The organism is Leptospira barantonii, assembly GCF_002811925.1.
In the GTDB taxonomy this organism is placed as follows: Bacteria; Spirochaetota; Leptospiria; order Leptospirales; family Leptospiraceae; genus Leptospira; species Leptospira barantonii.
Genome location: NZ_NPDS01000007.1, coordinates 199844 through 226684, shown reverse-complemented (window position 1 = coordinate 226684; position 26841 = coordinate 199844). Strand labels below are relative to the sequence as shown.

Below are 26841 nucleotides of genomic sequence, written 5' to 3'. Positions count from 1 at the left end.
GCCCATGGACCAACCACTTGCCCCTCCCATTGATTTTCCTTTAGAGGAAGTCAAACGCAGGATCAAATCCGTTCAATCCGTCTCCGGTATTTTTATCGAGTCCGCTTTGAAACTTCAGAAAGATTTGAAAACTTTCGCCTTTTCAACCGAAGCTGAAGAAAAGGATCAGATTCATAAAGCCGACGAGATGATGGGAAAGTTCATCGTCGAATATCTACGACAAAATTTTCCGTCCGATTCCATTCTTTCCGAAGACAACTATAAGCACGAAGGAAATAATTCTTTTCGTTGGGTTTTGGATCCGATCGACGGTTCCATGAACTTCGTTCGAGGAATTCCACTTTATTGTGTGGCGATCGGACTCGAACACAGAGAATCACCGGTTGCGGGTGTTGTTTTCGTTCCCGGCTTGAATACGAAATATTCCGCGATCCTTTCTCAAGGCGCGTTTAAAAACGGACTTAGAATCGACGTTTCCAATACGGAATCGCTTGCGCGTTCCATGCTCGTTCCGAGTTTTCCCACAAACAGAAAGGAAATATTAAACGAAGTCATTTCCGACATCACCGCGTTTATCAGTTGCGGTCGATCGATGAGAAGAACCGGTTCTTTCGTTTTGGATACCTGTTGGGTTGCGGAAGGTTTACTCGATGGAATTTGGGAGAAGGGTGTAAAACTCTGGGACACCGCCGCGAGTTCCGTAATTCTTACGGAAGCGGGCGGAAAACTTACGGACTTTAACGGAAAACGTTTTCTTTCCGGAAACTCGGAAGTGGTCGTATCGAACGGAAGAATTCATTCTCAGATTGTAGACATCATGAGAAACGTTCGGGATTCCATCGGAAGAAATTAAGAATATTAGAAATACCTTAAATACTTCTAATATTCTTTTTTAAATCAAGGAGCGTTTAAAAACGCTTCAATACCGCGAATCTGATCGTCGTTCAAAGGAAGCCTTGTCATAATCTGGCTTGTGCGTTTCGGCGTATAACCCGCAGGATATGTTCCACTTACGATTCTCGCCTTCAACAATTCGAAGTTAGAACCCTTTACCGCAGGACCAACCGCCCCGTCAACGGCGGGATTTTGGTTGTGACAAGCGGAACAGTTCGTAACATACAAACCTTTTCCTTGAGAAATCAACTTTTGTTCGGGAGAAAGATTCTCCTCTTCTTTACAATTTGCAAAACAGAGAAGTAGGGAAAAACAAACGAGTAGGAGGCGGGAAATCCCGCCTCGATTTTCAATGATCCTCATCGACTTAAAGGAGAACCTCGAGAAGAATGTAGATGATCAATGAAAGAACAAGCCCGGAATGGATGACGCCCTTCACGGTTTTGATCGGTTTGAAAGTCACGCTTTCAGGTGTTGCGGTTAACGCGTTGGTTTCGACTAGAACGATGATCGCGAGAATCACGCCTAAGAACGTGTGTGCTTCCGCGCTTGTTACGTCGAAAGAAATCGGAAGATTTCTTGCGGCTCCCATTAAGAACAACATTGGAATCGAAAGAAGCGTGTTTGTTCTAGAAGCAAGAAGACCTCTTGCGGCGCGAGGAGCTGGGTTTTCAGCAGTTTCGCCTTTAGCCGCCGCGATCACAACTTTTTGCGCTGGCCAAATTACGAACCATACGTTGAACCACATCAGAGTTCCGAGTAATCCTCCGCCGAGAATCACTGCAAGCCATTGACCGCTTGAAAGAGTTGTTCCGTTTACGATTGCGTAGATGATCATCGCCCAACCGCTAAGGAAAGTAAACATCGCACCCCAACGAAACCACCAAAGTACTCTTGGAACCAATTGCTGAGTCGCTTTTTTCTTTGTATCAGCGTCGGTTTCAGCGAAGAAAGAACCTTGTACAAAGTTAATGTACCAAAGAAGTCCGATCCAAGCCACTCCCGCGAGGAAATGGATCCACTTAAAAATAAAATACAAGCCTTGGCTTGTAAAAAGAGCGATTCCTTCCATAATACCTCCAATTCATCGATTGAATTATAATTTTGTGCGCTCTAGAAATATCGAGCACCAGAACTAAAAATAAATCCTGGAATTTATACGCTCAGTCAAGCACTTTAGAAAGATTCTAATTTTTAAGAGGAAATAAAATACACTTCTTAAGAGCAAACTTCAAGTGCACTTTAAGTAAGATCTTCCATTAGAATTTTCTGAAGGAAGTCCCAGAAAGAAGGGTCGTCGTCTTTTTCATTCGAAGAACGGAAAGGTGCGAATCGATCTCTAAAAATTTCAGCCTGGGATTTTAGAATCACCTTCATCTTGTCGCCGCTTCGAAACGATTCAGACTCGAATCGATTTCCTCCGTTCCCATCACTTCCTTCAACAAGAAGAAGAAAAAGCAGATCGAAGTATTCTTCCATGTTTCCCGGTATGAACCAGTTGACCATGCCGGGCGGAAAGATCTGAAGAAAACGTCCGCTTATTTTCTTTTCAGGAAGTTTTGAAAATTCTCCCGTAATCTTTTCGTAGTTTTTGGAAGAATGGAACTTCAATCTATATCCTAAACTTCTAATGTCGATTTTAAGTCCGTAAACTTGTATGAAAGCGGATACTCGAACGTGTAAGGTTTCGGGTTTGCTCCAATATCCCGAAGGCGTATCGGGCATCTTAAGATACGTTTTAGTTCCTTCGTTATAAAGTTCGATTCCGTTTAAGAATTCACCGGACTTAAAAATCGTGATTCGATAGGAAACTTGATTTAAGAGTTTATTGAATCGTTTATAAAACTGCGGAAAAGCGGCCTCGGTGGATTCATCGAGTTCATATAAAAGCCAGGAAGAATTCTCCATTCTGCCAACATCACAATGAGAAACCGTACAAAGAAAACGATGTGCGCTCGAAGCGGATGCGAACTTGCTCGAATCGGTCGAACTCGATTTTAAAAAACTTTGAAGTCGGTCCACGTGCTGAAAAAAATCCAGGTAACTGTAATAAGGAAGAATCGAAATCGTTTTCCGTTTCATTCGATACGTTTTTTGATCCTTAAACGAGGACGGAAGATACTCGGCGTGAATTTGATAAGGAACGTTTTGCGGGATTTTCTCGTTGGTTAGAACGTTTCGAAATCCGTGATTCGTTTTTTGAAGATAAAAATCGATCGAAAGAGAACCGTCTTTTTCTTGTAAAAGGGATTCATCTGCGGTGGTAAGATTTCCGAATAACGCGTTTCGAACACCGCCGGCAGGATATTCGTTGATTATGTTTTTTTGATAGGAAAGATATTCTCTCCAATACGCGGCTTGTTGCGGTTTTTTTTGTACACAATGAAAAAGGAAAAAGCAGATCGAAACGCAGAAGATATAACGGGTTTTATTTCCTTTGTTTTCGTATGATTTCATAAAGAGAGTCAACGGTTCGATCGTCCACTTCCGTATAATAAGATTCAAAAAGTAATTTCTTGTTCCCAGAAAAAACTCTTAACCAAGAAAAATTCGATCGAATTCCGGAGGATAAAACGCCTTTTGAATCCAAAAAAATCGATTCGTAATTTTTGGATCGATTTTCATCGATATAGGTTTGGACTTCTCCCGGCGCGTTTCTGAGATCTAAAAATGCAATAAACTCGACGAAATCTTTGGACTCGTCGATTAGATTTTGCATTCTCCAATAGATCTTCCGGCCATGTTTTCTACAAAGAACGACGTTTGTATAAGAGCATCCCAAAAGGATTACGGTTTTTCCCTTTAGATTTTTTGAACTGAGAATTTTTCCTCTTTGATCCTTGAGTTGAAACTCCGGAAGGTCGGAAGCAAAAATCGAAACTTTTCCTATTAAAAACGAAATCGTTAAAACGATTTTTAAAAACGTTTCCGTAAAACGTAAACCGCGGTTTTTTCGAAAGCCGATCACTTGTTTTGAAAACGAAAAATTCCGTCCCAATTCTCTTCCGGAGGTTTGGAAGCATAAAGTTTACAGCGTTTTAGATAAATCTTGGAAAGATTATCTCTGGATTCTTCGCGATAGAGTTGTTTAAAAATTTTGGAGGCGTCTTCAAATTTACCCGATTTGTATTCCGAAATTCCCTGCGTCAAAAGATCCGAGCTTTTGATTTTGAATTCCCTGATATCCTCGGGATCGGATTCGAATACTTCGTAAATATCCACAGGCTGATTTCTTCCTTTTACAAAAACGGTATCGATCATTCTCATCCCGATTTCGCTCATTCGATGGAGTTGAAGATATGTATGATGAGATATTAATATTCTACTTTGATAAAGCGATGTCAAGGATTGAAGTCTGGACGCGAGATTGACCGCGTCGCCGATCACGGTAGTGTCGATTCTTCTTTCACTTCCCACCGTTCCTAAAATCAGAGAACCGGTATTGATTCCGATTCCGATTTCCAAATTGTTCCAAGGAGAAGGGATCGAAAAATTTTCCTGCATTCTTCCCGATTGAACCGCGCTTACCATTCGGATCGCCGACTCAACCGCGTTGTCCGCAGAATTGAAATTTTCCTTTTCCACTCTTTCGTTGTAGTCCGCAAAAAGAGCGAGCACTGCGTCGCCCACGTATTTGTCCACAAAACCCGCGGTTCTATAAACGAGGTCTTCCATTTCGGAAAGATAAGAATTTAAGAATGCGATCGTTTGACTAGGTTGAATCGCTTCCGATATACTCGTAAAATTTCGAATATCGGAAAACAAAACGGTCATCGATTTTTCTTTGTTGTCTCCAATCGCAATCGCTACGGGAGATTCCTTATCTAAGATACGAATAAAGTCGGCCGGAACAAATCGATAGAACGCATCCTTCTGATTAGAAAGTTCCTTGTTGAGAAGTTGAGCTTCTTTGTAGAGTTGAATGTATCTGGACACTAGAATGCTGATGATCGTCACGATAAACAACGAATAGGCGATCTTGAAAAAAGGATAATGAAGACCGATGATCTTAAAGATCGAATCGAGCAAATCCCAAACCGCAAAGACGATACAACCCGCGATTCCCGCCAACATCTTGCGCGCGTCCGGTTTTCTTTTTCTCACTGTTTGAATCGAAAAAAACAGTATATAAAACAAAAAGAAAATCATCGTAACCTGGCAGAGCTTCAAGGCTAAGTGAGTCCAGGAGAACGGCGAAACCATAACTACGAAAAACAAACCTACCAGAAAGGTCACAAAAATGGCCGGAATGATTTTCAGTTTTTCCTTCGGATAAAAATATTCCTTCAAGAAAAAGAAAAAAGAAGGAAGAATCAACATTAAAGACGAATATTCCACTCTAAAAAAGATCGAACTATCGATTTCGGAATTTGGATTCACGAATTTCTGAAAGATCAAATTCGAAGAGAAAAAGAAATACACCGAAGATACGAACGAAAAAAGTCCGAAATACAGATAATACAAATCCTGTCTTCGGGTTACGTAGAAAAGTATATGATAAATTCCGAATATAAAGTATATCCCGTACAGAAAAACTTCGAAGTATTCGGATGTGGATTCGTAGATCTGTTGAAACGAAGAAATTCGATAACCGCTCGCGTGGTAGAATCCGAAATGATCGTTTTGAACATACGGCGTTAGATTCGCTTCTCCGATTATGTAGAGAAAGATCGTATTCTTCCCTTCCTTCAAAACACCGGAAGGAATCGGTAGCGTTACCGACTTTAAGGATCTCCGAATCGCCGGAGTTAAATCCGTGCTTTCGAGATTTTGCGGAAATCTTTCGTTACGGATCAAAGTTCCGTTCAAGTAAAGTTCCCAATTTTCACCGATGTCGGGAAGATAAAGCGCGGTCGGCAATCGTAAGAACGCAGAATCCGAGAAAACGGAAAAATCGGCCTTAACGGTTACGTCGTGATAACCCGATTGTTCGGGTATTTCGAAGAGTGCATTGAAGCCGACCGGGAAATTGGAAATCGTTTTCCAATTTTCGGGTTCGTTCGATTCTTTTTCCTTGTTTTTCTTTTTGTTCTGTGACGAAGAGGATGAATTCGATTTTTCTAATTTAGTTTTTACGTGATTGCCAAGGGTCGCTTGCCAATCGGCGTTCGTAAGATCCAAAATCTCCAGATTCGAATCATATCCGCAAGACAAGAGGGAGAAAAGGATAAAGGAAATTGTGATATGTTTCAAGACACGAATCATGCAACCAGATTCCAATGAAAAGGATTCAAAACGAAAGAAATTTCTTTCCAAAAGTGGAAATTTAGATCACATAACGAGTTCGTCTTCACCGGCACGGGCAACGACGATCTCACCGGCATCTTCAAGTTTACGAATGATGTTAACGATTTTTTGCTGAGCGTCTTCCACGTCCTTAATACGGATCGGACCCATAAAATCCATATCCTCTCGGAGAAGATTGGCCGCACGTTTCGACATGTTTTTAAAGATTTTTTCCTGAACTTCCGTATCCACGGACTTGAGCGCTTTCGCGAGATCGGAGTTATCCACTTCACGCATAACTTTTTGAATCGCACGGTCGTCCAAAAGAACGATATCTTCGAAGACGAACATTCGCTTTTTAATCTCTTCCGCAAGTTCGGGATCCTCTTCTTCCAAGGCTTCGATGATCGTCTTTTCCGTTCCCCGGTCGACCAAGTTCAAAATCTCAACCACGGAATCGATACCACCGGCGGAAGTATAATCTTCTGACGCCAAAGTGGAGAGTTTTCTTTCAAGAACCCGTTCCACTTCTCGGAGTACGTCCGGACTGACCCTGTCCATCGTTGCGATTCGTTTCGCTACTTCCGCCTGAATCGTATGCGGTAAGTTGGAAAGAATGTTCGAAGCCTTCTGAGGATCCAAATAGGAAAGAATCAAAGCGATCGTTTGAGGGTGTTCGTTCTGGATAAAGTTTAATAAGTGTTGCGGGTCCGTTCTTCGAATAAAGTCGAACGGTCTTACTTGCAAAGAAGAAGTAAGTCGATTGATGATGTCGATCGCCTTCTGATTTCCGAGGGCCTTTTCCAAAAGACCCCGTGCAAAGTCGATACCACCGTTCGAGATGAATTCCTGAGCCATCATCAGCTCGTTGAATTCGACTAGGACTTTTTCTTTGTCCTCAGGTGTGATCTTGTCAAGACGCGCGATTTCGAACGTGATCTGTTCGATCTCGTCTTCCCGGAGATGCTTGAAAATTTCGGAAGAAACTTCGCTTCCGACTGCGATCAAAAAAATCGCGGCCTTCTGTCTTCCGGTTAGGTTTGTTTTTTTATTCAGCACGCCCGAGACTACCTGTAAGAATCCTATCGGTTAAAATGAGGCATTTCAACGAAAAGATTTTTAAACAAAAGGAAGAATTTTGTAGAACGAAAAAGGGCAGATTCTCCCTTTCATAAAGGAATTTTCAGAAAACTTGACCGTTCGAGGGAATCGAAGAGTTTCGGAATGGGAGAATCATCTTGAAACTAAAAGTTTACGAATACAAAAACTGTTCCACATGTAGGAACGCGCTCAAATTCCTTTCCGGAAAAAAAGTGGACCTGGAAGTTCTTCCGATCCGTGAAACTCCTCCGAAAAAAACCGAACTCAAAACGATGCTCAAATACGTCGGAAACGAATCGAAAAAACTCTTCAACACTTCCGGCGGCGATTACAAAGAAATGGGTCTCAAGGATAAACTCGCTTCCATGTCTCTCGACGAACAATTGGAACTACTTTCCAAAAACGGAAATCTTGTAAAACGTCCTTTCGTTCTCGGAGACGGTTTCGGTTTTGTCGGCTTTAAAGAAGAAGAATGGAAGAAGCAGATTAAATAGTTATAAGTCTACCGAACTTCCGAACGTTCCCGTAGCGTCCGGATCGGTCATCGTTTGAGGAACGCTTGTATATCCTGCGGAGCCGTCGGAAAAATATAAATACACTTTTCCGATGTTCGTTCCTCCTACGCTGCTCGGTGCGCCGAGCAACGCGTCGCAGAAACCGTCTCCGTCAATATCCGCAGATCCTATCGCCATTCCCATTTCACCCATGTTCACGGGATTCGTTAAAAAATTCAGAGAAGTCGGACTGATTCCCGTACTGCTCAAAGATAAAAAAGTCGTTACGGAACCTTGGGAAGGTTGCGCGCCTGTGTAAGTATAACCGCCGCCAAAGATATCCAAAAACCCGTCGCCGTTGATATCACCCGTTCCGGCAGAGGTTCCCATCGAGGAAGCCGCGGTTCCGAGCACTGGACTGTTGATCACGTTGGAAAGAATTCCCGCGTTGGAACTATAAACATAAATTCTTCCCGCCGCACCGGCAGGTTCTTGATACGCACCTACGATCATATCGGAAAGACCGTCTCGATTCATATCCGTTGCAAAGATAGAATTTGCATACCATTGATTGGTCACCGAACCGGGAAACGTTTGAGAATAGGTTGTGAAAGTATTTCCTTGAGAAAGATATACGAACGAAGCTCCGATTTGAACCGAACCTACTGCGGCGATCATCGCATCGGATTTACCGTCTCCGTTTACATCGCCGAGCGCCACTGCGTAACCGTAAAATTGTGTGCTTCCCGCGACCGCCGGATTGTTCAACTGTTGTTGAAAAGTAACTCCTTGTCCGATGATTCCGTTCGACAAAAACGTATAAACGTTTCCGACATTCCCCCCGTTATACGGCGATCCTACCATCAAATCGGAAAAACCATCTCCGTTGATATCGCCTACCGTTAAATTGAGAATTCCATTTCCTACCGTCGTCGGACTTATGCTTGTCGTTGAAAGACCGGGAGCGGACGCGCCTTTAGAAAGATACAATGCAAAGTTGGAGGCCGAACCCGCGGCGGCTCCATCCGCATATCCGTCACCGTCAAAATCGCCGAGCACAACGGAATATCCGAGGCCGCTCACACCGTTGATGGTCGTAACTACGGAACTTAAACCTCGATTTTTTCCAAGAGAAAGATAAGCCCGAACTTTGTTTACGACCTGCGAACCGATCAAAGCGTCGGGATAACCGTCGCCGTCGATATCTTTGTTATTTCCTTTTTGAACGGAAATGGAGACAGGTAACGATCGATTAGAACCCGAAGTAGAACGAACCGAAATCGTATGTAAACTCCAATCTTTCCAAACTCCCGTAGAAGGAATTGTGGACGGAACTCCGGCGGCTGGAAGTTGAAACTTCCATTGTGTTCCGGAAATCTGCGCGTCTACAAACGGACCTCCATCCAAAGAAACCTGCACGCCGCTTGTGCTTGCATCCATTTCTCCGATTAAGAATCCGGTGTTTAAAATTGCTTTCGAACCCAGATTTAAAATTTTCGGTTGTGGTAAAAAGATCGCCGCACCGCAGATACTTGCGTTCCCGGAAACGACCGCATTTAGAAGGAAAGTTTTAAAAAAAAGAGAGCTACTTATATCGCAGGCATTCTCCAGCGGTTTAACGGAGCAGTGAAAGAAAAACGGAAGAGCGCAAAGAATATAAAAAAATCGGTTCATGAAAATGCGCCCACCAAAATCGTTTCATCCTTATTATCGGATGTCTTATTAAAAACAGACGAAACTCTTCCGGCTTTCTATACTTTTTTGATTTTTGTATTTTTTGGAAAAATATTTCCGAAAGAATTTTTTTCACAGAATCGATAAGAGACAAAAGATCGCCTTGTTCGCGGCGGAACGATTACAAAAGTTCTGCGCCTTTGCCTTCTCTGACGACGGTCATCTCGTCTCCTGTCACGTCCAGAATCGTGGAGAGTTCGACTTCGACGATTCCACCGTCCACAATTCCTTCCACGCGTTTTCCGTAGATTTCCTCCAAGGATTCAACTTCGATGATAAACTCGTCGTTGGCAAAAACGGAGGTAGACGTCAAAGGGTTCGGATGAATCTTCATCAGTTCTTGTAAGTAAACGGCGTCGGGAATTCGGATTCCGATTTGTTTTTCCTTTTGATTGGAAAAAGAAACACGAGGAAGGTGTTTGTTCGCGCGTGTAATGAAAGTAAATGGGCCGGGTGTTATTTTTTTCATCAACCGGAACGCGTCGTTCGGAAGAAATTCGATGTAATTGGAAGCGACCGAGATGCTTGGGCAAATCAAGGAGAGGGGTTGGTTTTTCGGAATATTCTTCAGTTCGTATAACTTTTCCACGCCCAGTTTCGATTGAGAATCGGCTACCAAAGCGTAAACCGTATCGGTTGGAAATATATAAACTTTCCCCTCCAACAAATTCTCGGAAATCTGTTGGAGTTTTCTTTTCTCCGGGTTAATCGGGTGTAAGGAAAGAATCATTATAGATTAGACTCTTTTTAGAGTCCCGCGGTGATTCCTCCGTCGACTACGATCGTTTGACCGGTGACATAGGTGGAAGCGTCGCTCGCAAAGTAAATCGCCGCGCCGACTAGATCGTCCGGTTTTCCCAATCGTCCCATCGGAATCGCATTCAACATTTGCTCCATGACGTCCGCTTTTTCTTTGATCATTTCGGTCATATCGGTGTCGATAAATCCGGGACAAATCGCGTTCACTCTATAACCGGAGCCGATCCATTCGACTGCGAGCGCACGCGTCATGTTGATCACCGCTCCCTTGGTTCCGGAATAAACGGATGCGAATTTGGTTCCTCTCATCCCGAGAATAGATGCAATATTGATAATATTCCCGCCTTTCTTTTTGTGAATTTTATAGTAAGCCGCACAAGCACGGAATACTCCGGTAAAGTTCGTTTGAATGATGGATTCGATCTCATCTTCTTTTAAGAATGCCGCAGGTTTGTTCGACGCAATTCCCGCATTGTTCACAAGCACGTCTAACTTTCCGTGTTCTTTCACGATGGATTCTATGATAGGAGTCATCACATCGGGTTGACGAATATCCGCGGCAAAACCTTTGATTCCCGAGCCTTCGAATTTTTTAATCGATTCTTCGGAAGAACCGGTTCCGTAAACGATCGCACCTGCATTCTTAAAACCTTCCGCAAAATGTCTTCCGATTCCACGTGTGGAACCCGTAACCAAAACCGTTTTACCCTTTACGTTAAATAAATCGCTCAATGTATTACTCCTGATTGTATTGTGGTTTCACCGGATAACAAGGACGGATCTCTTCGATGGATTCTCCGTCGTCGCCGATTGCCGGTTTTTTTCCGCGTTCCGTATCGAAGGTTCGAATCAGTTTGCGGGAATCGATTCGAATGTTTTTTCCGAAGTCCGAACTAGTGTCCTTTGTTTTTTCTTTTTTAGGTTTTTTTTCCGAGTATGGATCGAAGATTTCGGATCGTTTTTCCTCTTTTTCCACGATTAGATCGTCTACGAGAACTTCACGATTGATATAATGAGCGCCGTCGCTTTCATAAGTGTTGTGCAACGGATCACAATCGAACATATCGATTTTAGTGACGATCTTATCGCAGAATAGAAGATATTCTTTGCAGAGATATTGAAAACTGGATTCTTTAACTCGATCAAAACTTCCTCTCCTACAAGAAGAAAAAGCGAATAGAATCAAAAACCAAATCCAGAATTTGTTGTTACGAAAAAGAATCATAGGGTTATTCAATATTACGGTTTTGTTTTATTCGGAGCTGTAGAATTAGATGGATTGGAAGTCGGTTCCTGACTTTTCTGTCCGTTTTCTTTCTGCAATTTCCCGGAGGAAATTCCCAGTCTCCATTCGTAAGACTTTAAGGTTTTTGTTCGGTCTTTTTTTCTTTCCTCTTCCGCTTCGGAATTCAATCTTCCTTCGGTATCGTCCCAATAGATCAATTCTTCCGGTTTGAGATAATCGGAATCCAAGATTTTATTTTTCGAAATTTTATCCGAAAGGGTAAGCGAAGAATCTTCGCTCTTCCCCAATAATATCTTCGCCTGATACAACGCGAGCAAGGATTGTCTTTGATAATAAAGCGCGGAAGTTCTTTCCCCTTTTTCCAAATCTCTGGTCGCGGTTTTGGAAGTTTCGCCGAAACGAGTATAATACTTTTCTAATACGGGAAGAATAGAGCGATTTTTATTTTTTTCGTCCAGTCGGATCGATACGATTTGCGGCGCCAATTCCTGACCGAGCTGAACCGCCTTATTCTCATAATCCTTACGAATCGTTTCTTCCAAAGGAACGATCGATTTGAAAATGTTTTCAAACGCGGTCGTAGCGTTTCCGTATTCCGCTTTGAGATAAAGAGTTTCGGCTTGTCCGTAATCGTTTGCGAGTTTATCGAGATCCTGTTTTTTACCGAAGTTCAAAAGCGAAATTCGAATTCCTTTCAAACCGAGATACGCTTTTTTACGAATCGATTCCAACTTTCCGGTCTCGATCAATTCTCTATCGGATTGAATCTTTTGTTTTTCTTTCGGATCCTTGGATTCGTTTGGAACCGTTTGGGAAAAAATCGAAACGTTTCCGATCAGAAAAAGGAAATAGATTCCGAATTCGATTTTGTTTCGTAAGGTTCTCTGATTCTCTTTCATCCCTACCAATATCGGCAAGAAAACGGATGCAAAGCAAGGCTTTTCTCAAACTGTGGATCTATGATCGTGCTCAGATCCAGATCTCCTCGAAGAAAACACGTCTTAGAATCCCTAGATCTGGATTTCAGAGTCGAACCCGAGGATGTGGACGAAAGTTCTCTTCCTGGTGAGAGCCCGCTTGAATATTTAAAAAGAATCACATTGGCCAAGTTAGGCACAAGATCCAAGGAAGAATTTCTGATTTCCTGTGATACGATCGTGGTTCATGAAAACACCATTCTCCAGAAGCCCGAAAACTTTCCGGAAGCAGTAGAGATGTTGAGAAGATTGTCCGGCCAAACGCATATCGTTTATTCAGGATTGGGAATTTACGATCAAGGGCTCGAACAGTTCGCGTTTGATTCTTCCCGAGTTAAATTTCAAGAATGGAATCGCGATCAAATCCGGCAATACATCGAAAAATATTCTCCCTTCGACAAGGCGGGAAGTTACGGAGTTCAAGACGCGGAAGGTCCGGTGTTATCGTATGACGGTTCCTATACGAATATTCTCGGGTTTCCCCTGAGAATGTTTTTTCAATACCACGGACTTTGGAAAAAATATTTAAAAGGAAATCACGCGTAGAAATCGATCAGGCTTCCGCGTGCGCTCGGCGTCGATTCTTTAGGAGGAGTGGAAAGACTTTTCCCGCCCATGCTACGATCGGGGTTAAAATCTTCGCGACGAATCGGTTCCACGGCCTGCACTTTTCCGCCCATACGAGCCGGACTTACATACGTCAAAGCCTCGTTCGGGTAAGAAATCCTCTGGACTCCGGAACTGATATTCATATTCTAATCTTCGGAGAATCGAATCTTTAGCTTAAACGATTCTTCCGATTTTTTAACCGGTTCAATCCCTTTTCGATCGAAGCAATATGGCCGCTAAAACCAAAGAATATAAAAATTCCATAGAATTCCTTTCCGACTTTGCGAAAGAATTACCGCAGATCGTTTTTGTTGCGGCTAAAGAATCGTACGAATTCGAAATCGTGGCGGAAAAATACAAGGAAGCGATTCGGAAAACGGGAGAACCGTTCGAAATCGTGATCTTCGTTTCGGAACCGGGCGACTTCGAGCGATTTCAATCCGAAGCGTTCAACTTGGATATGTTCTCGAATCGAAAGTTGTTCATCATCAAATCGGGTCTTGAATTTTTCAAACCGATCTCGAGCGGAAAAGGCAAGAACAACGAATCCTTACAAAAACAATTTTCAAATTTTCCGGATTCGATTCAACTTCTCGTTCATTACAATCATTGGGAAGTTCCGAGTAAGGTTCTGCAGATATTCGGCGGAAAAGCGAATCTTATAAAAACCAAAAACTTCTATCCGAACGAAACACGGGGCGGTCTTTTACAAGCATGTAAAGAAATCGGAGTTCAATTGGACGAAGACGCTATGGACGAGTTTCTTCATAAAATTCCTCCTTCGATGGGCGCTTATCTTCAATCACTTTCCAAACTCAAACTTTATCTCGTCAAAAAATCCTTCAGCAAACAAGACGTGGAAGACGTTCTCTTATTCAGCGGAGAATTCAACTCTTCCGGTTTGGTGGATTTTTTTATGGAATCGGATCGAATCCGGTTTTTTAAGGAATTCAGAAAATTTCAAAGCGGCAGAGATTCCCTCCTTTTATTCTTCAGCATTCTCAAGGAAAGAATCGATCAACTTCGCAAATATAAAATCATTTCGAGAAAATACGAAGCGACCATTTCCGACGAAGAATTATACGAATACCTCGACATCCAATCCTATAGCCCCGCAAGAAAGAATTTTGTCCGCAATCGTCTCAGAAAGGAATCCACTTTTTTTTCCGATAAAATCATTGGAGAACTTTACGATTTTATAATAGAGATGAACATCCGAATCAAAGCCGGTTCGGAAAAGGAAGAGGCGGAATTTTATTTCAATCGCCGGATGGAGGATTTTTTCCTTCAGCTTCGCCGGAAAGACCGAATTCTATAATCTTTCTGTAGATCGTTCTTTCGGAGATCCCGAGAATCTTCGCGGCTTTCTCGCGATTTCCGTTTACTAAGATCAGGTTCTTTTTGATGATTTCTCTTTCGTAATCCTTTAAAGGAATTCCGGTTTTCACTTCTATAAACTCCGAATAAACATAGGACGTTTCGAACATCTGCGGGGGTAAATGTTTTATGTCGAGCATTCGGACCGCAAACAAAGAAACCATACTTTCCAAAAGATTCTTCAGTTGTCTTACGTTTCCGGGAAAATCATAATTTAGCAAAAGTTGATATAGTTTTTCGCTCAATCGGATTTCTTTGCGTTTGTGTTTTTCTGAGAGCGTTTCCAAAAAGTGTTTAATCAAAAGAGGAATGTCTTCCTTTCTTTCCCGAAGATCGGGAAGATCCAAACGGAAGTTGGAGATTTCGAAGTAAAGCGATTCTAAAATTTGACCTGCTTCCAGCTTTTGTTTCCATTCTTTACCGGAAAGAAAAATGAAACGGGACGCGGTATTCGATTCGTTTTGATTTTCTCTGATTTTTTTTAGCAGATAGGCCTGAATCTCTTTTGGGAAATTCGAAAAATCCTTAAAGACGAAGTATGTATTCTCACCTTTGGAAAGAATGGACTCCAACGTTCTTTCGTTTTCGATATGCTCCGAATCCAATATGAAAACACGAGGATTACCGCCGGATAAACTTGCGATGAGATTGGAAACGAATGTTTTTCCCGTGCCGGGTCCGCCCGTAACAAAAACAGGCAGATTGTTTTGAGACAAAGACTTCAATCGATTTAAGATCTTAATCGAATTCGAAGCATTGCTGATGAAAATATGTTCTTCGGCACTCAAATGGGAATCCCTTTGCGAAGATTATAATCCTTTGACCTGGAGAACTTTGCCTCGGACGATACAATCAAAGGAACTTTTATTCGTATTTTGAAAATAATTTCTTACTTGAATCGGAGTACATTCCAAAATTTGGGAAGGTGAAACCTTATACGATTCGGTAAGACTTGCCACGTTCGAAACTCCATCCACGGAACCTCCCGATGGAACATAAGTCGTTTGATACGCGATCTGTTCGTCAACCTGCGGAGTTTTTACTCCGATCGGTAAGGAAACCCAAAACGCTTTTTCACCGGATTTTACCAAAACTTCCGTTCCGCCTTCCGCCTTAAATTCATCCTTAAAAAGAATTTGGGAAAGCAAAAAAGAAAGATTATCCTGCAAAGATTCCGAAGTAAGAATCTTATCTCCCGTCAGTTCCGAATATATTTCGGTGAAATTGAGAGGATTGATCGATTCGGATTCGGCATATTTTCCTGAATAAGAAACCTTATTGAGGGATGTCTCCGCAGGAGTTTGACTCGGTGAAACTTCCGAATACGTAAAATAAATCTGTCTGCCGCGGAACAACAAAGTCTTCGTATCCTTGGCCGTGCTGACTCTTCTGAAATAAGTAATTTCCGAAAGATTTCCTTTGGGGAGAATTCCCTTATAAAACTGAGTTTGCGCCAAGGAAAAATACGGAGCCGTAAACAATTGAACTCTGTAACCGGAGGATTGAAGATCCTGAATCGCTGAGGACAAAGTTGGATTCGGAATTTTTCCCTTTGCGTTCGTAAGAATGATTATGTCTTGAATACTTTGAGAACGAGTTCCCGATTGCATCAGCGTTCTTTTTGTACTGATCAACGCTTCGGATAAATCATCCAAGCTGGATTTACCAAAGGATTTTAAACTTCCGATTTGAGTTCTGAGTTCCGCTAAGGAACCTGCTTTGGGAAGAACCGAAATCTTTCCTTCGGAAAAAGTTACGATTCGAATCCCGGTCATAGAATCCCAAGACGCATTTTTAACGAATTGAACCCATTCTTCCCTTTCTCTTTGAAAAGAAGGAGACAGATCGATTACAAAGATCAGCTCTTTTACGGTCTTTTTTGATACTGCAGTGGTGTTTTGTTTTCGTTTAGAAGGAATCCAAGGAAACGAACGTTCCGTCATAGAACGCATCAAAAAGAAAAGATCGGATTTTTCAGAAAGATGCAGTTCATCCAATTGCCTTTGCGTACAATTATAAACCGCTCGATCTAAAGAAATATTGTTTTGAAAACCAATTTCGTCGCGTACTAAAAAATCTGCAGATATCTCGGAGCAAATTCTTGCGAAGTCTTCTTTTCCATAGCGGGAACTTTTGAATTTATAAAAGATTTCTTTATCTTTAATTCTCTCCGTAGTATCTACTTTCGCTCTTAACAGCAAGTTCGCGTAAAAAGCCCCAAATTTGGAAATTTCTTGCGATCTGTCATCGATTCTTTCCAAAGTTGCGGGTAGATTTCCTTCCACTTTACCCGGGAGGAAAATTATACTCGTGGAGAATACTGGCTGAGCCACCAAACAGAAGAAAAAAAATAAATTTCTTAACATGAACAACCTAGTGCGACGCAAATCGGTTTTACTTTTAATATGAGGAAATCTAGGATTCAAAGCAACTCATTAAAAAATGAGTTGCATAAACTCAGTAAAGTATTAGTTTTTTTCATTTAGTAGATCAAGGAGAAAATAATGATCAATAGACTTATCGCTCTATCTGTAGCAACAATGATTTTTGCGGCTTGCTCGAGCACTGACACAGGACAAAAAGACGCAACTACTGTTGGTGACGGTGGATGGACTTTCGAAGGATGGGGTGGCGCACCTGAACAAAGAAACGACGGAAAAACACCAAGAGATACTAATCCAAAAGACTGGTATTATATTAAATTCTCTTCCAGAGCTTCTGCAAAGGCTGTAGCTAAAAAAAGCCAGGCTATGATGCAATCTACCTGCCGTGAAGCTTCTAGACTTCAAGGCGCGTCTGATGTTGTGAAGAAAATGGTTGGTGAGACTGTAGAAGCGGCTTCCGGAGTATCCGACGGTGAAGCAACTGCGTCCGTAATCGTTTCTCAATCTCAAGGTGTTGTAAAAGGAGTTGGGGTTTACGAATGTAAAGCAACCGGTTCCGGTTCCGATCCGAAAGATGTTTCTAAAGACAACTGGGAAGAATGTCAGTGTGTTATTTACGCTAAATTTCCTGGTGGAAAGGATGCTCTCGTAGCGAAAGCTCAAGAAGTTTCCAACAAACAATAAGCTTTAAATTAAATAAAGCTTTCTGTTTTACAAACCCCGCTGTCATTAGCGGGGTTTTTATTTTTAAAGGCATGGATTCAATTGGGTGAGAATCTTACTGAAGGACGATCCCGAATTTTGTAGCAAGAGCGTTTACGTCTGCGGTAAATTCATCTTGTTTTGCCGCCGCCTTCTTTAAAGATTCCGTTGCGACTTGAAGGATCTTATTTTTTTCTTCATCGGATACGGAATTGTATCTCGCAAGTTCCTGACTGGATTTTTTCAGAAGTTTTACGGTTTCACCAAGAAGAGCGTCTTTGCTCAAAGAAACGGAAACAGTCTTGATCCAAACGTCGTAATAGTTATTCAACTTATCTTCCGTCAAAATAGAATCGTAACAAGTGACTTTGGAGAATTCTCCGATCACTTCCTGCTCTAAACAATACATTCCTCTCTTTAACTTACCCTTTGTGTTGGCGGTGATGGTAGGTTTTACGAACGCATCGTCCGAAGCATTCAGTACGAAATAGACGTTCTCAGAGAAGTTTTTTACAGGCGCATAACCTTCTTTGTTTTCTACGGTTTTAACCTTAATATAGGTAACTGTGGACGTTCCTTTTTTCGTGGTCACTTCCGTATCAACGGTTTCCAGACCAGTTACATCTTCCATTCCATATACAAGACTGACTTGATCTTCTTTTTTATCGGAACCCGGGACCTTGTAAATCCACTGGTCGAAGTTCGCGAATCTAGTTCCTAAGATTTGAGCTTCCGGCTTTTTTTCTTCCTTTTTACATCCGATCATAATCAGAAGAGCAAAGGAAAGAATTAAGAATAACTTTATACTTTTCATACTGTGGCTTCTCCGTTCGTTTCTCGAAGTTTTTAAGCTCACAGAAGATTTAGTCAAGAATTAATGAAGCGGTATTACAGGAGGGCTAAAACATTCCATTTTTTATCGGATAACAGGGTATCTTCAAATCGATTCCATTCCCTGATTTCGAGTAATTCGGATCTCCAAGCCTGATCGAATTCAAGACCGGCCAGGTACTTCACGAGATGTTTTCTAAAAAGTACAAGACCGAATTCTTCCCCGAAGTCCTCGATCATCCAGCGAAGATGTTCTAAGATCACGGCGGAAATTTCGAACCAGGATAATTCTTCCTTTTTGATTTCCGAGAAAATCCAAGGATTTCCGATTGCGTTTCTGCCGATGAGAACACCGTCCAAACCGTATTCTTGAATTTTAGAATTTGCTTCTTGAAAACTTTTGATGTCCCCGTTTCCAAAAATCGGAATCCTTCTCTTTGCTTTAATTTCTCCGATCACATTCCAATCCGCTAAACCGGTATAGGCCATTTCCTTAGTACGACCGTGTACGGTAAGCGCGTCCACACCCGAGTCTTCCAAAATTTTTGATACTTCGAGATAATTGAGCGATGTGGAATCCCAGCCGATGCGAATCTTCGCGGTTACCGGAACTTGAACCCGATTTTTTATTTCTGAAATAATCTTCCCGGCTAACACGGGTCTACGAAGAAGTCCAGCTCCGGCTCCTCGTAATGAAACCTTACGAGTGGAACAACCCATGTTCAAATCGATGATGTCGGGTTTTAATTCCTGAATGATTTCAGCGGCTTCTGCGATGATCTCTAAACGGTTACCGAAAATCTGAAACGTAATCGGACGTTCCTCCGGATGAAACCGAAACATCTTCAAAGCCTTGGGTGCGCGATGAACAAGTTCGTCCGTGTTCACAAACTCGGTGTAAGAAAAGGCCGCTCCGAATTTTCTGCAAATTCTACGAGTCGGAGAATCGGAAATGCCCGCCATGGGAGAAAGTGAAATTCTCCCCGGGATCGTAACGTTTCCGATTTGAATCATGGATCAGTTCTCGCCGAGAACCGTAAAGTCCTGAACCTTATCGTTGTCTTTTAGATCGACGATACGAACTCCGACTGCAGTTCTTCCTAATTTAGAAATATCGAATGCGTTAATACGAATTGTCATTCCTTGTTGAGTGATCAGGATGATCTCGTCTTCGTTTCCGACCGAACCGGTTCCTACGGAAAAGCCGTTCTTCTCGGTTACTTTGAGATAGGCCATTCCCTTTCCACCTCTACCTTTTGCGGCAAACTCTTCAAAGCCGAGTCGTTTTCCATAACCTTCTTCGGAGACAACGAAGATATCTTCGCCTTCTTTGAATTTACTTAAGCCGACGATTGCATCGTCTTCGGCGAGTCTCATTCCGGTCACACCGCTTGCGGTTCTTCCTTGAGCTCGGATTATATTTCCTTCGATACGAAGCGCCAATCCTTTTCTGGAGAAGATAATTACTTCATCCTTGTCGTTGATCGCTTCCACCTTAATGAGGTCGTCGCCTTCTCTTAGGCCGATCGCGATGATTCCGGATTTTTTCACGTTTCCGAATTCCTTCAATTGAATCCGTTTGATAAATCCTCTTCTTGTCACTAAAAGAAGATCCTTATCCATATCCTCTTCTCGGAAGGCAAAAACGGACGATATATATTCGTCTTCTCTCAGATTGATAATCGCTTTGAGAGATTTTCCGCGAGCTTCTTTGGAAGCGATCGGCAACTCATACGCTTTCATCACGTAAACTTTTCCTATATTAGAAAAGAACATAATACTATCGTGAGTCATCGCGGCTTTCATGATCTTGATTACGTCGTCGCGTTTTTGAGAAAGACCTTGAATTCCTTTCCCGCCCCGTTTTTGTCTTTTGAAAGTATCGATCGGTAGACGTTTGATAAATTGATCAAATGTGATTTGAATTACGATTTCCTCGTCCGCGATCAGATCTTCCGCATTAAATGAAGAACTTTCTATACTTTCGATGGAGATTTCGGTTTTTCTTTTCGTTCCGTATTTATCGCCCACTTCCTGAAGTTCGGTACAAACGATTTCGTTCACTCGAGAAGGTTTTGAAAGAATGTCTTTCAAGTCTACGATCAGCGCTCTTACTTCTTCCAATTCATCGATGATTTTTTGAACTTCGAGAGAGGTAAGTCTTTGCAATCTCATTTCGAGAATCGCATCCGATTGAACCTCGGAAAGACTGAATCGAACCATCAATTGTTGTTTCGCTTCCGGCGGATTTTTAGAAGCGCGAATAACCTTGATCACATCTTCGATATTCTCTAAGGCGATTTTCAATCCTTCCAAGATATGAGCGCGTTTTTCGGCCTTATCAAGGTCGAACTGAGTTCTTCTTACGATTACTTCTCTTCTATGAGCCGAGTACGCGGTCAATATTTCTTTAATATTAAAAATCTTCGGTTTGTTATCGAGAATCGCGAGCATCGTGATTCCGTAACTCACCTGAAGCTGAGTCATTTTATAAAGCTGATTGAGAATGACTTGAGCGTTTGCGTCTTTTTTAATATGAATTTCAACGCGGATCCCTTTTCGATCCGAAAGATCCAAAATTTCGGAAATTCCTTCGATTTGTTTTTCGTTAACAAGATCTCCGATCTTTTCGAGAAGAACCTTTTTGTTCACCTGATACGGAATTTCAGTGACTACGATCACTTCTCGTCCGTTTTTCTTTTCTTCGATATCAACCTTGGAACGGATACGAATCGATCCTTTCCCGGTCGTATAGGCGGAAATTAAACCTTCTCCACCGATGATTATTCCCGAAGTCGGAAAGTCGGGTCCGGGAACGATTTTTAAAAGTTCGGGAATTGTAATCTCAGGATTTTTAATAACCGCGATCACCGCGTCGATCGTTTCCTTTAAGTTATGCGGAGGAATGTTCGTTGCCATCCCGACCGCAATCCCGGAAGAACCGTTTACGAGTAAGTTCGGAAAATTTGCGGGGAGAACGTCCGGCTGTTGTTTCGTATCATCGTAGTTAGGCGAAAAACTTACGGTTTCTTTTTCGATGTCGCGTAACAATTCTTCCGCGACCTTTTCCAATCGCGCTTCGGTATATCGATACGCCGCCGGGTTATCACCGTCGATGGAACCGAAGTTTCCTTGTCCGTCTATCAACGGAACGCGTAAGGAAAAGTCCTGAACCATTCTTACGAGAGCCTCGTATACGGAAGCGTCACCGTGCGGGTGATAGTTACCGATCACTTCCCCCACGATCTTCGCGCACTTAACGTAAGGGCGATCGCTTCTCCAAGCACGTTCATTCATCGCGTGGAGAATTCTTCTGTGAACCGGCTTCAATCCGTCTCTGACATCGGGAAGCGCACGGCCGACAATCACGGACATCGCGTAACCCAAATACGCTTCCTTCATTTGATCTTCGATTTCTACGGGAATCACTCGAACGCCATTCTTAAGCGCGTCCGCGATATCGGGTTTTCCGGCGATATTATAACTCAGGACTTTTGTTTCGTTTTCCATCTCTTGACTCATTTCTGAATTCCCTTCGGATCAAAGATCCAGGTTGGCTACCTTAGCCGCGTTCACTTCTATGAATTGTTTTCTCGGTTGAACTTCATCGCCCATAAGAACGTTAAATGTTTCTTCGGCTTCTACAAAGTCGTCCAACTTAACTTTTAGAACGACTCTATTGGAAGGATCCATCGTAGTTTCCCAAAGTTGTTCCGGGTTCATTTCACCGAGACCTTTGTAACGTTGAATCACAACTTTTTCCGTTCCTACGTTTTTCAGTAATTCTTCCTTTTCCTTATCCGAATAAACGTACGTGGAATTTTTTCCGTGTTTGATCAAATACAAAGGAGGTTGCGCAACGTAGAGAAAACCTTTTTCGATTACGGGACGCATATAACGAAAAAAGAATGTAAGAAGCAGCGTGCGAATGTGAGAACCGTCGATATCCGCATCCGTCATAATCATAATTTTATGATATCGAATCTTATCGATATTGAATTCGTCCTCGCCGATTCCGGTTCCAAGCGCGGAAACCAAAACACGAATTTCTTCGCTGGAAAGAATCTTATCCAATCTCGCCTTTTCCACGTTCAGAATTTTTCCTTTCAAAGGAAGAATGGCCTGAGTATTTCTATCTCTTCCTTGTTTTGCGGAACCGCCCGCGGAATCACCCTCGACCAGATAAAGTTCGGAAAGAGCGGGATCTTTTTCGGAACAGTCGGCGAGTTTACCCGGAAGTCCACCACCTTCGAGAACGGTTTTTCTTCTCGTAAGATCTCTCGCTTTACGAGCCGCTTCTCTCGCCTTCGCGGAAAGAATACATTTTTCTAATATCTTTTTGGTGATGTTCGGATTTTCTTCGAAGAACAAATTCAAACCTTCGGAAGTTAAGGTTTGCATAATTCCTTTGATCTCGGCGTTTACCAATTTCTCTTTTGTCTGAGAATTGAACTGAGGTTGTGGAATTTTAATGGAGATGACCGCGGTCAAACCTTCCTTGACGTCTTCACCGGAAAGACCGGTTGGATGTTTCTTCGCAAGAACCGTATCTTTTTTTAGAAAGTCGTTTAATGTTCTTGTAAGCGCCGCGCGAAATCCTTCTAAGTGAGTTCCACCGAGGTTGTTGTTGATGTTATTCGTAAAACAGAATATGTTTTCGGTATAAGTTTCGGAATATTGAATCGAGATTTCGGCCAAAACATCGTCTTTGTTTCGCTCAAAGTGAATCACCTTGTGCATTGGATGTTTGTTCTCGTTGATGTGCTCCACGAAAGAAACGATCCCGCCTGAAAACTGAAATTCGTTTCTAAGTAGATTCTCCCCTTCGGAGCCGCGTCTGCGGTCTTCCACGATGAGGACGAGACCTTTATTCAAAAATGCTAATTCTCTAAAGCGAGCGGAAAGAACGTCGAATTGAAAATCAACGGTCGTAAAAATCGTAGCGTCCGGTTTAAAACGAACGATGGTTCCTCTTTCCGAAGATTCTCCCTTCTGTTCCACTTGAGAAACGGGAACACCTTTCTCGTATTTCTGAGTATAATATTTTCCTTTTTGATGAACTTCCACTTCGAGGTATTGGGAAAGAGCGTTTACTACGGAAACCCCTACCCCGTGAAGACCGCCCGAAACCTTATAAGCGTCGTTTTCAAACTTACCACCCGCGTGGAGAATCGTCATAACGACTTCGATTGTGGAAATTTTTTTGTCTGGGTGAATGTCGACCGGAATCCCGCGGCCGTTGTCCCTTACTTCAATGATGTTATCCGGAAGAATGCTGATTCTGATTTCGTTGCAATGGCCGGCCATCGCTTCGTCGACGGAATTGTCCACGACCTCGTAGACCATTTTGTGAAGTCCGGTTTCATCCTGGGTTCCGATATACATCCCCGGGCGTTTTCTAACAGCTTCCAGACCCTCTAAAATCTTGATCTGACCGGCGCTGTAGCTTGCTTCTTCTTGGCTCATTTTTTTCGGACCTCAGGAATAGTTTTCCTGAAAACCATAGGGAGGCAAGGAAATTCATCGACTGATCAAAGATATTGAAGAATCTCTATGTAACGTTTTTTAACTTCGGGATCCGTTTCTTTTTCAAGAATAGCGATTAAATCTTCTTTGCCTTCTAAGCCTTTTTTTTCCTTGGTCTCGGGCGATGAGGGAGAATAGGAAGCGGTTAGTTTACCGATGGAAATTTCTATAGAACGAACGGTTCCTTTTCCCAAGAATCGAGCCGACTCTCGGATGATTCTGTTCTGTAAAAAAAGTAACTCTTGTTTGTATGCATTATGGGAAACGATGATTCTCAACTTACCAAATTGAATCGAATTCACTTCGGAATGTGTGGCGAACACCGGTCCTACAATTTCTTTCCAACGATTTCTCAAAGTATGAACCGAAATTTTTTCCTGCAGAGTTTCTTCCGTGATTCCCATTTGATTTAAAACGGAACGGAACTCTGCGGTTTCGATTTTTTTGGATGAAATCAAATCGTCTTTCATACTACTGATTGGACTGTTCCCTGTTGGATTAAGAAGATCTGTTTTTGATCCTCGAGCTTACCGACATAATCCTGAATTCCTTCTAAGTCGGTCGTTGTAAAGAACGCCTGTCCTGCATTGATAACAAGGTCCACGAAGTATTCTCTTCGTTTTACATCCAATTCGCGGATTACGTCGTCGATCAACAAAACTGGGGTCGTATTCAAAACATTTTTATAATAATTGAAAGTCGCGGCTTTCAAGGCGATCACCGTACTTCTTTTTTGACCCTGAGAACCGAATTCGGTAATATCCCGTTCTTCCGCCCCGATAAACAGATCGTCTCTATGAATTCCAACGGAAGTATAACCAAGCCTTAGATCTCTTCCTAAATTGCGTGCGAGTTTTTCGATGAATTCGTTTTCATCGGAAACGTTGGGTTTGTAGATCAATTCGAGACCGTCTCGACCGCCGCTAAGTTTGTCCAAATTGATTTGGTAAAAAGAATTCAGCTCCAGAATGATTTCTTTTCTTTTGTTTAGAATCGAAACTCCCTTTTCGATCAGTCTTTTATCCCAAATGGAAAGATGGGAAGAATCCGCATTTCCGGATTTCAAAAGCGCGTTTCTGTGTTTTAAAATTTTATTATATTCTAATAAATAATCGAGATAGTTCGGATCAAAAGACGAGATAAAAGCGTCCACGAACTTTCTTCTTTCCGCCGGGCCGCCTTCGATGATCTTCAAATCCATCGGAGTCAAAAGAACCGTGATAAACTTTCCGATCAGATCGGTTCTTTTTTTTACTTCTTCCTGATTGAACTTTAATTTTCTTTTAACGGTTGGTTTTGCGGTGAATCCGATTTCCAAGACGGATTCTTTTTGGTTTTCTTTGATTCTTCCTCTAAGGAAATAATTCGCGGAACCCCATCGAATCAGATTTGAATCTTCGGATTCCCGAAAACTTTTCAACCAAGACAACATACAAATCGCTTCGAGAAGATTGGTTTTACCTTCTCCGTTATCCCCTACAAAAAAAATAAGCCTGGAATCAAAATCCAGGCTCAGTTCTTCGTGGCTTCTAAAGTTTTGAAGTGTAAGTTGTTTTAAGAACATCAGAGCTTCATCGGCATAATTACGGAAATAAATTCCGGATCGGAAGGATCCTTAAAAATTACCGGAGAACTTGAATCCGAAAATTCTATCTTAACTTCGTTGTCGTCGATGGATCTGAAAATATCCATGAGATATTCGCCTTTGAACGCGATCGTAACCTCGTCTCCTGAATATTCGATCGGTTTGTTGATACTCGCTTCCGAAGCTCCCAACGTTTGCGCGAACAAGTTGAGATTGTTTTTGCTGAACGTAAGTCTTACTTGTCTGGATGGTTCTTCCGCCGCAGTTAAAACCTGTCTGAGGGAAACTTGAAATTCTTCCTTGGAAATACTTGTGGAGAATTTTGTGCTCTTAGGAATCACCTGCTCGTAATTCGGAAAATTTCCTTCGATCAATTTACATAACAATTCTATGTTATTTGCGGATGCATAAATCTGACTGTCGATCAAACCGATGTTACCGGTTTCCGAGGTTGCGATCATTTTAGAAATTTCGCGAATCGCTTTTGCGGGAACGATGATGGAATCTTTAAACTGCAAAGGAGAAGGAAGAGTTCTTTCGATTTTACAAAGTCTTCTTCCATCCGTTCCAACAAAGATCAATTTAGTTCCGTCCGGAATCATATAAAGACCGTTGAAGATAAATCTTTGATCTTCGTGAGCGATTGCGTAAGAAGTTTTACGAATCATGTCGTTTATCAAAGTGCTCGGAAACGAAGACACTTGGGAAGAATTCACTTTCGAAATCGTTTTGATTTCTTCCGCATCCATTCCACTGATCTTGGATTTGTAATCGTTCTTACCGGAAGCGTCCGTAATGTAAGCTATGGAAGATTCTCCGTCGGATTCTTCCAAAGACAAAGTCGTTTCTTCGAAGTGAATCGTTTTGAAAAAACTGGAAAGTTGTTTTGCGGGTAACGAAATACTTCCGGGTTGAATGACTTCTGCGGGCACGGAAGTTTTGATCGAAATTTCAAGATCGGTTGCGGAAAGAAAAACTTCCTTTCCTTCGGCTTCTATTTTAAGATTTGATAATACGGATTTGATTTCTCTTGCGGAGATTACACCTTCCACTGCATGAATTGCTTTTAAGAATTCCGATGTATTGACTTTGATTTTCAACTTGTCTCTCCTAGATTCTTTCTTAATTAAATAGGTTTCTTATTATTGTACAGTAGTAGGAGTAGTACCTGTAAATATGTACATAAATTTCTATTCCTATAGAATACGGAAATATGTCTCATTTTTTTTGAAAAGAGAATTTTCTTTTCCGACATAATTCTGAGTCAATTTTTGATCTTGAAGCGACAGTAATTTTGCATTATGTCTTATTTACAGGTTTATTGATTTTTTTAAACGGTTCTTTGATGCTTTATAAACAGTTTATTTACAGTAAATAAAACTGAATCTTAACTGTA

The 26841-nt window shown here is 42.0% G+C and carries 26 protein-coding genes; 5 read left to right on the top strand and 21 right to left on the bottom strand.

Annotated elements, in window-relative coordinates; all coding sequences use genetic code 11:
• Nucleotides 1-4: 4 nt before the first annotated feature.
• Entirely contained in the window at nt 5-853 is an 849-nt protein-coding gene (locus CH367_RS16090) for an inositol monophosphatase family protein (protein ID WP_100763514.1), read from the top strand.
• 44 nt (nt 854-897) lie between these two features.
• On the opposite strand, the gene CH367_RS16085 is transcribed toward CH367_RS16090, so the two are convergent.
• The 6 genes from CH367_RS16085 to fliG all read right to left on the bottom strand — a co-directional run bounded on the left by CH367_RS16085 (nt 898) and on the right by fliG (nt 7179).
• Nucleotides 898-1257 carry a c-type cytochrome gene (locus CH367_RS16085; protein ID WP_100763513.1) on the bottom strand — a complete coding sequence of 120 codons (360 nt, stop codon included), beginning with the start codon at nt 1255-1257 and terminating at the stop codon, nt 898-900.
• Between the two features lie 4 nt (nt 1258-1261).
• Nucleotides 1262-1966, bottom strand: coding sequence for a urate hydroxylase PuuD (locus CH367_RS16080; protein ID WP_100763512.1), 705 nt, complete (start codon nt 1964-1966; stop codon nt 1262-1264).
• A gap of 170 nt (nt 1967-2136) precedes the next feature.
• Entirely contained in the window at nt 2137-3351 is a 1215-nt protein-coding gene (locus tag CH367_RS16075) for an LIC10025 family lipoprotein (RefSeq protein ID WP_100763511.1), read from the bottom strand.
• Entirely contained in the window at nt 3323-3808 is a 486-nt protein-coding gene (locus tag CH367_RS16070; protein ID WP_244284602.1) for a hypothetical protein, read from the bottom strand. Before CH367_RS16070 ends, CH367_RS16075 begins: the two co-directional genes overlap by 29 nt.
• Nucleotides 3809-3858: 50 nt before the next feature.
• The gene (locus CH367_RS16065; protein WP_100763510.1) at nt 3859-6099 is read right to left on the bottom strand and encodes an adenylate/guanylate cyclase domain-containing protein; all 2241 of its coding nucleotides are present in this window, start codon (nt 6097-6099) and stop codon (nt 3859-3861) included.
• Nucleotides 6100-6165: 66 nt separating this feature from the next.
• Nucleotides 6166-7179 (bottom strand): flagellar motor switch protein FliG, encoded by a 1014-nt coding sequence (gene fliG, locus CH367_RS16060; protein ID WP_069605674.1) that lies wholly within the window; start codon nt 7177-7179, stop codon nt 6166-6168.
• Between the two features lie 179 nt (nt 7180-7358).
• Here fliG and CH367_RS16055 point away from each other — a divergent pair, with 179 nt between their 5' ends.
• Nucleotides 7359-7715 carry an arsenate reductase family protein gene (locus CH367_RS16055; protein ID WP_100763509.1) on the top strand — a complete coding sequence of 119 codons (357 nt, stop codon included), beginning with the start codon at nt 7359-7361 and terminating at the stop codon, nt 7713-7715.
• Here CH367_RS16055 and CH367_RS16050 read toward each other — a convergent pair whose 3' ends face one another.
• The 5 genes from CH367_RS16050 to CH367_RS16030 form a co-directional block, all read right to left on the bottom strand.
• Nucleotides 7716-9389 carry an FG-GAP repeat domain-containing protein gene (locus CH367_RS16050; RefSeq protein ID WP_100763508.1) on the bottom strand — a complete coding sequence of 558 codons (1674 nt, stop codon included), beginning with the start codon at nt 9387-9389 and terminating at the stop codon, nt 7716-7718.
• Nucleotides 9390-9570: 181 nt separating this feature from the next.
• A complete protein-coding gene (locus CH367_RS16045; RefSeq protein WP_100763507.1) occupies nt 9571-10179 on the bottom strand; it encodes an L-threonylcarbamoyladenylate synthase in 609 nt (202 codons plus the stop codon).
• Between the two features lie 17 nt (nt 10180-10196).
• A complete protein-coding gene (locus CH367_RS16040; RefSeq protein WP_100763506.1) occupies nt 10197-10940 on the bottom strand; it encodes an SDR family NAD(P)-dependent oxidoreductase in 744 nt (247 codons plus the stop codon).
• Nucleotides 10941-10944: 4 nt separating this feature from the next.
• Complete coding sequence (locus tag CH367_RS16035; RefSeq protein ID WP_100763505.1) at nt 10945-11433, bottom strand: hypothetical protein; 489 nt, start codon at nt 11431-11433, stop codon at nt 10945-10947.
• A 14-nt stretch (nt 11434-11447) separates the two neighbouring features.
• Nucleotides 11448-12353, bottom strand: coding sequence for a hypothetical protein (locus tag CH367_RS16030; RefSeq protein ID WP_100763504.1), 906 nt, complete (start codon nt 12351-12353; stop codon nt 11448-11450).
• A gap of 60 nt (nt 12354-12413) precedes the next feature.
• Between CH367_RS16030 and CH367_RS16025 the strand changes: the two genes are divergently transcribed.
• Nucleotides 12414-12977, top strand: coding sequence for a nucleoside triphosphate pyrophosphatase (locus CH367_RS16025; protein ID WP_100763503.1), 564 nt, complete (start codon nt 12414-12416; stop codon nt 12975-12977).
• Here the strand turns inward: CH367_RS16025 and CH367_RS16020 are convergent.
• Nucleotides 12968-13183: a hypothetical protein gene (locus CH367_RS16020; protein ID WP_100763502.1), complete on the bottom strand. Its 216-nt coding sequence runs from the start codon at nt 13181-13183 to the stop codon at nt 12968-12970. The two genes, CH367_RS16025 and CH367_RS16020, sit on opposite strands and share 10 nt — an antisense overlap.
• An 86-nt stretch (nt 13184-13269) precedes the next feature.
• Between CH367_RS16020 and holA the strand changes: the two genes are divergently transcribed.
• Complete coding sequence (gene holA / locus CH367_RS16015) at nt 13270-14358, top strand: DNA polymerase III subunit delta (protein ID WP_100763501.1); 1089 nt, start codon at nt 13270-13272, stop codon at nt 14356-14358.
• Here holA and CH367_RS16010 read toward each other — a convergent pair.
• Both CH367_RS16010 and CH367_RS16005 read right to left on the bottom strand, forming a co-directional pair.
• Nucleotides 14300-15205, bottom strand: a complete 906-nt coding sequence (locus tag CH367_RS16010; protein ID WP_100763500.1) for an AAA-type ATPase lid domain-containing protein — start codon at nt 15203-15205, stop codon at nt 14300-14302. The genes holA and CH367_RS16010 overlap by 59 nt on opposite strands.
• A gap of 21 nt (nt 15206-15226) precedes the next feature.
• A complete protein-coding gene (locus tag CH367_RS16005; protein ID WP_100763499.1) occupies nt 15227-16783 on the bottom strand; it encodes an LIC10012 family protein in 1557 nt (518 codons plus the stop codon).
• A 138-nt stretch (nt 16784-16921) separates the two neighbouring features.
• On the opposite strand from CH367_RS16005, the gene CH367_RS16000 reads away from it, so the two are divergent.
• On the top strand, nt 16922-17485 hold the full coding sequence (locus CH367_RS16000; RefSeq protein WP_100763498.1) for a lipoprotein LipL21: 564 nt from the start codon (nt 16922-16924) through the stop codon (nt 17483-17485).
• A gap of 94 nt (nt 17486-17579) precedes the next feature.
• Here the strand turns inward: CH367_RS16000 and lenA are convergent, their stop codons facing one another.
• From lenA to dnaN, 7 genes are all read right to left on the bottom strand, one after another.
• Nucleotides 17580-18317, bottom strand: a complete 738-nt coding sequence (gene lenA, locus CH367_RS15995) for a lipoprotein LenA (protein WP_100763497.1) — start codon at nt 18315-18317, stop codon at nt 17580-17582.
• Between the two features lie 74 nt (nt 18318-18391).
• Nucleotides 18392-19348 carry a tRNA dihydrouridine synthase DusB gene (gene dusB / locus CH367_RS15990; RefSeq protein WP_100763496.1) on the bottom strand — a complete coding sequence of 319 codons (957 nt, stop codon included), beginning with the start codon at nt 19346-19348 and terminating at the stop codon, nt 18392-18394.
• A gap of 3 nt (nt 19349-19351) precedes the next feature.
• Entirely contained in the window at nt 19352-21856 is a 2505-nt protein-coding gene (gene gyrA, locus CH367_RS15985) for a DNA gyrase subunit A (RefSeq protein ID WP_100763495.1), read from the bottom strand.
• An 18-nt stretch (nt 21857-21874) separates the two neighbouring features.
• The gene (gene gyrB, locus CH367_RS15980) at nt 21875-23800 is read right to left on the bottom strand and encodes a DNA topoisomerase (ATP-hydrolyzing) subunit B (protein ID WP_100763494.1); all 1926 of its coding nucleotides are present in this window, start codon (nt 23798-23800) and stop codon (nt 21875-21877) included.
• 65 nt (nt 23801-23865) lie between these two features.
• Nucleotides 23866-24330 (bottom strand): DciA family protein, encoded by a 465-nt coding sequence (locus CH367_RS15975; RefSeq protein WP_100763493.1) that lies wholly within the window; start codon nt 24328-24330, stop codon nt 23866-23868.
• Entirely contained in the window at nt 24327-25424 is a 1098-nt protein-coding gene (gene recF, locus CH367_RS15970; RefSeq protein WP_100763492.1) for a DNA replication/repair protein RecF, read from the bottom strand. The genes CH367_RS15975 and recF overlap by 4 nt, the downstream gene beginning before the upstream one ends.
• Nucleotides 25424-26545: a DNA polymerase III subunit beta gene (gene dnaN, locus CH367_RS15965; protein WP_100763491.1), complete on the bottom strand. Its 1122-nt coding sequence runs from the start codon at nt 26543-26545 to the stop codon at nt 25424-25426. The genes recF and dnaN overlap by 1 nt, the downstream gene beginning before the upstream one ends.
• Between the last annotated feature and the right edge of the window lie 296 nt (nt 26546-26841).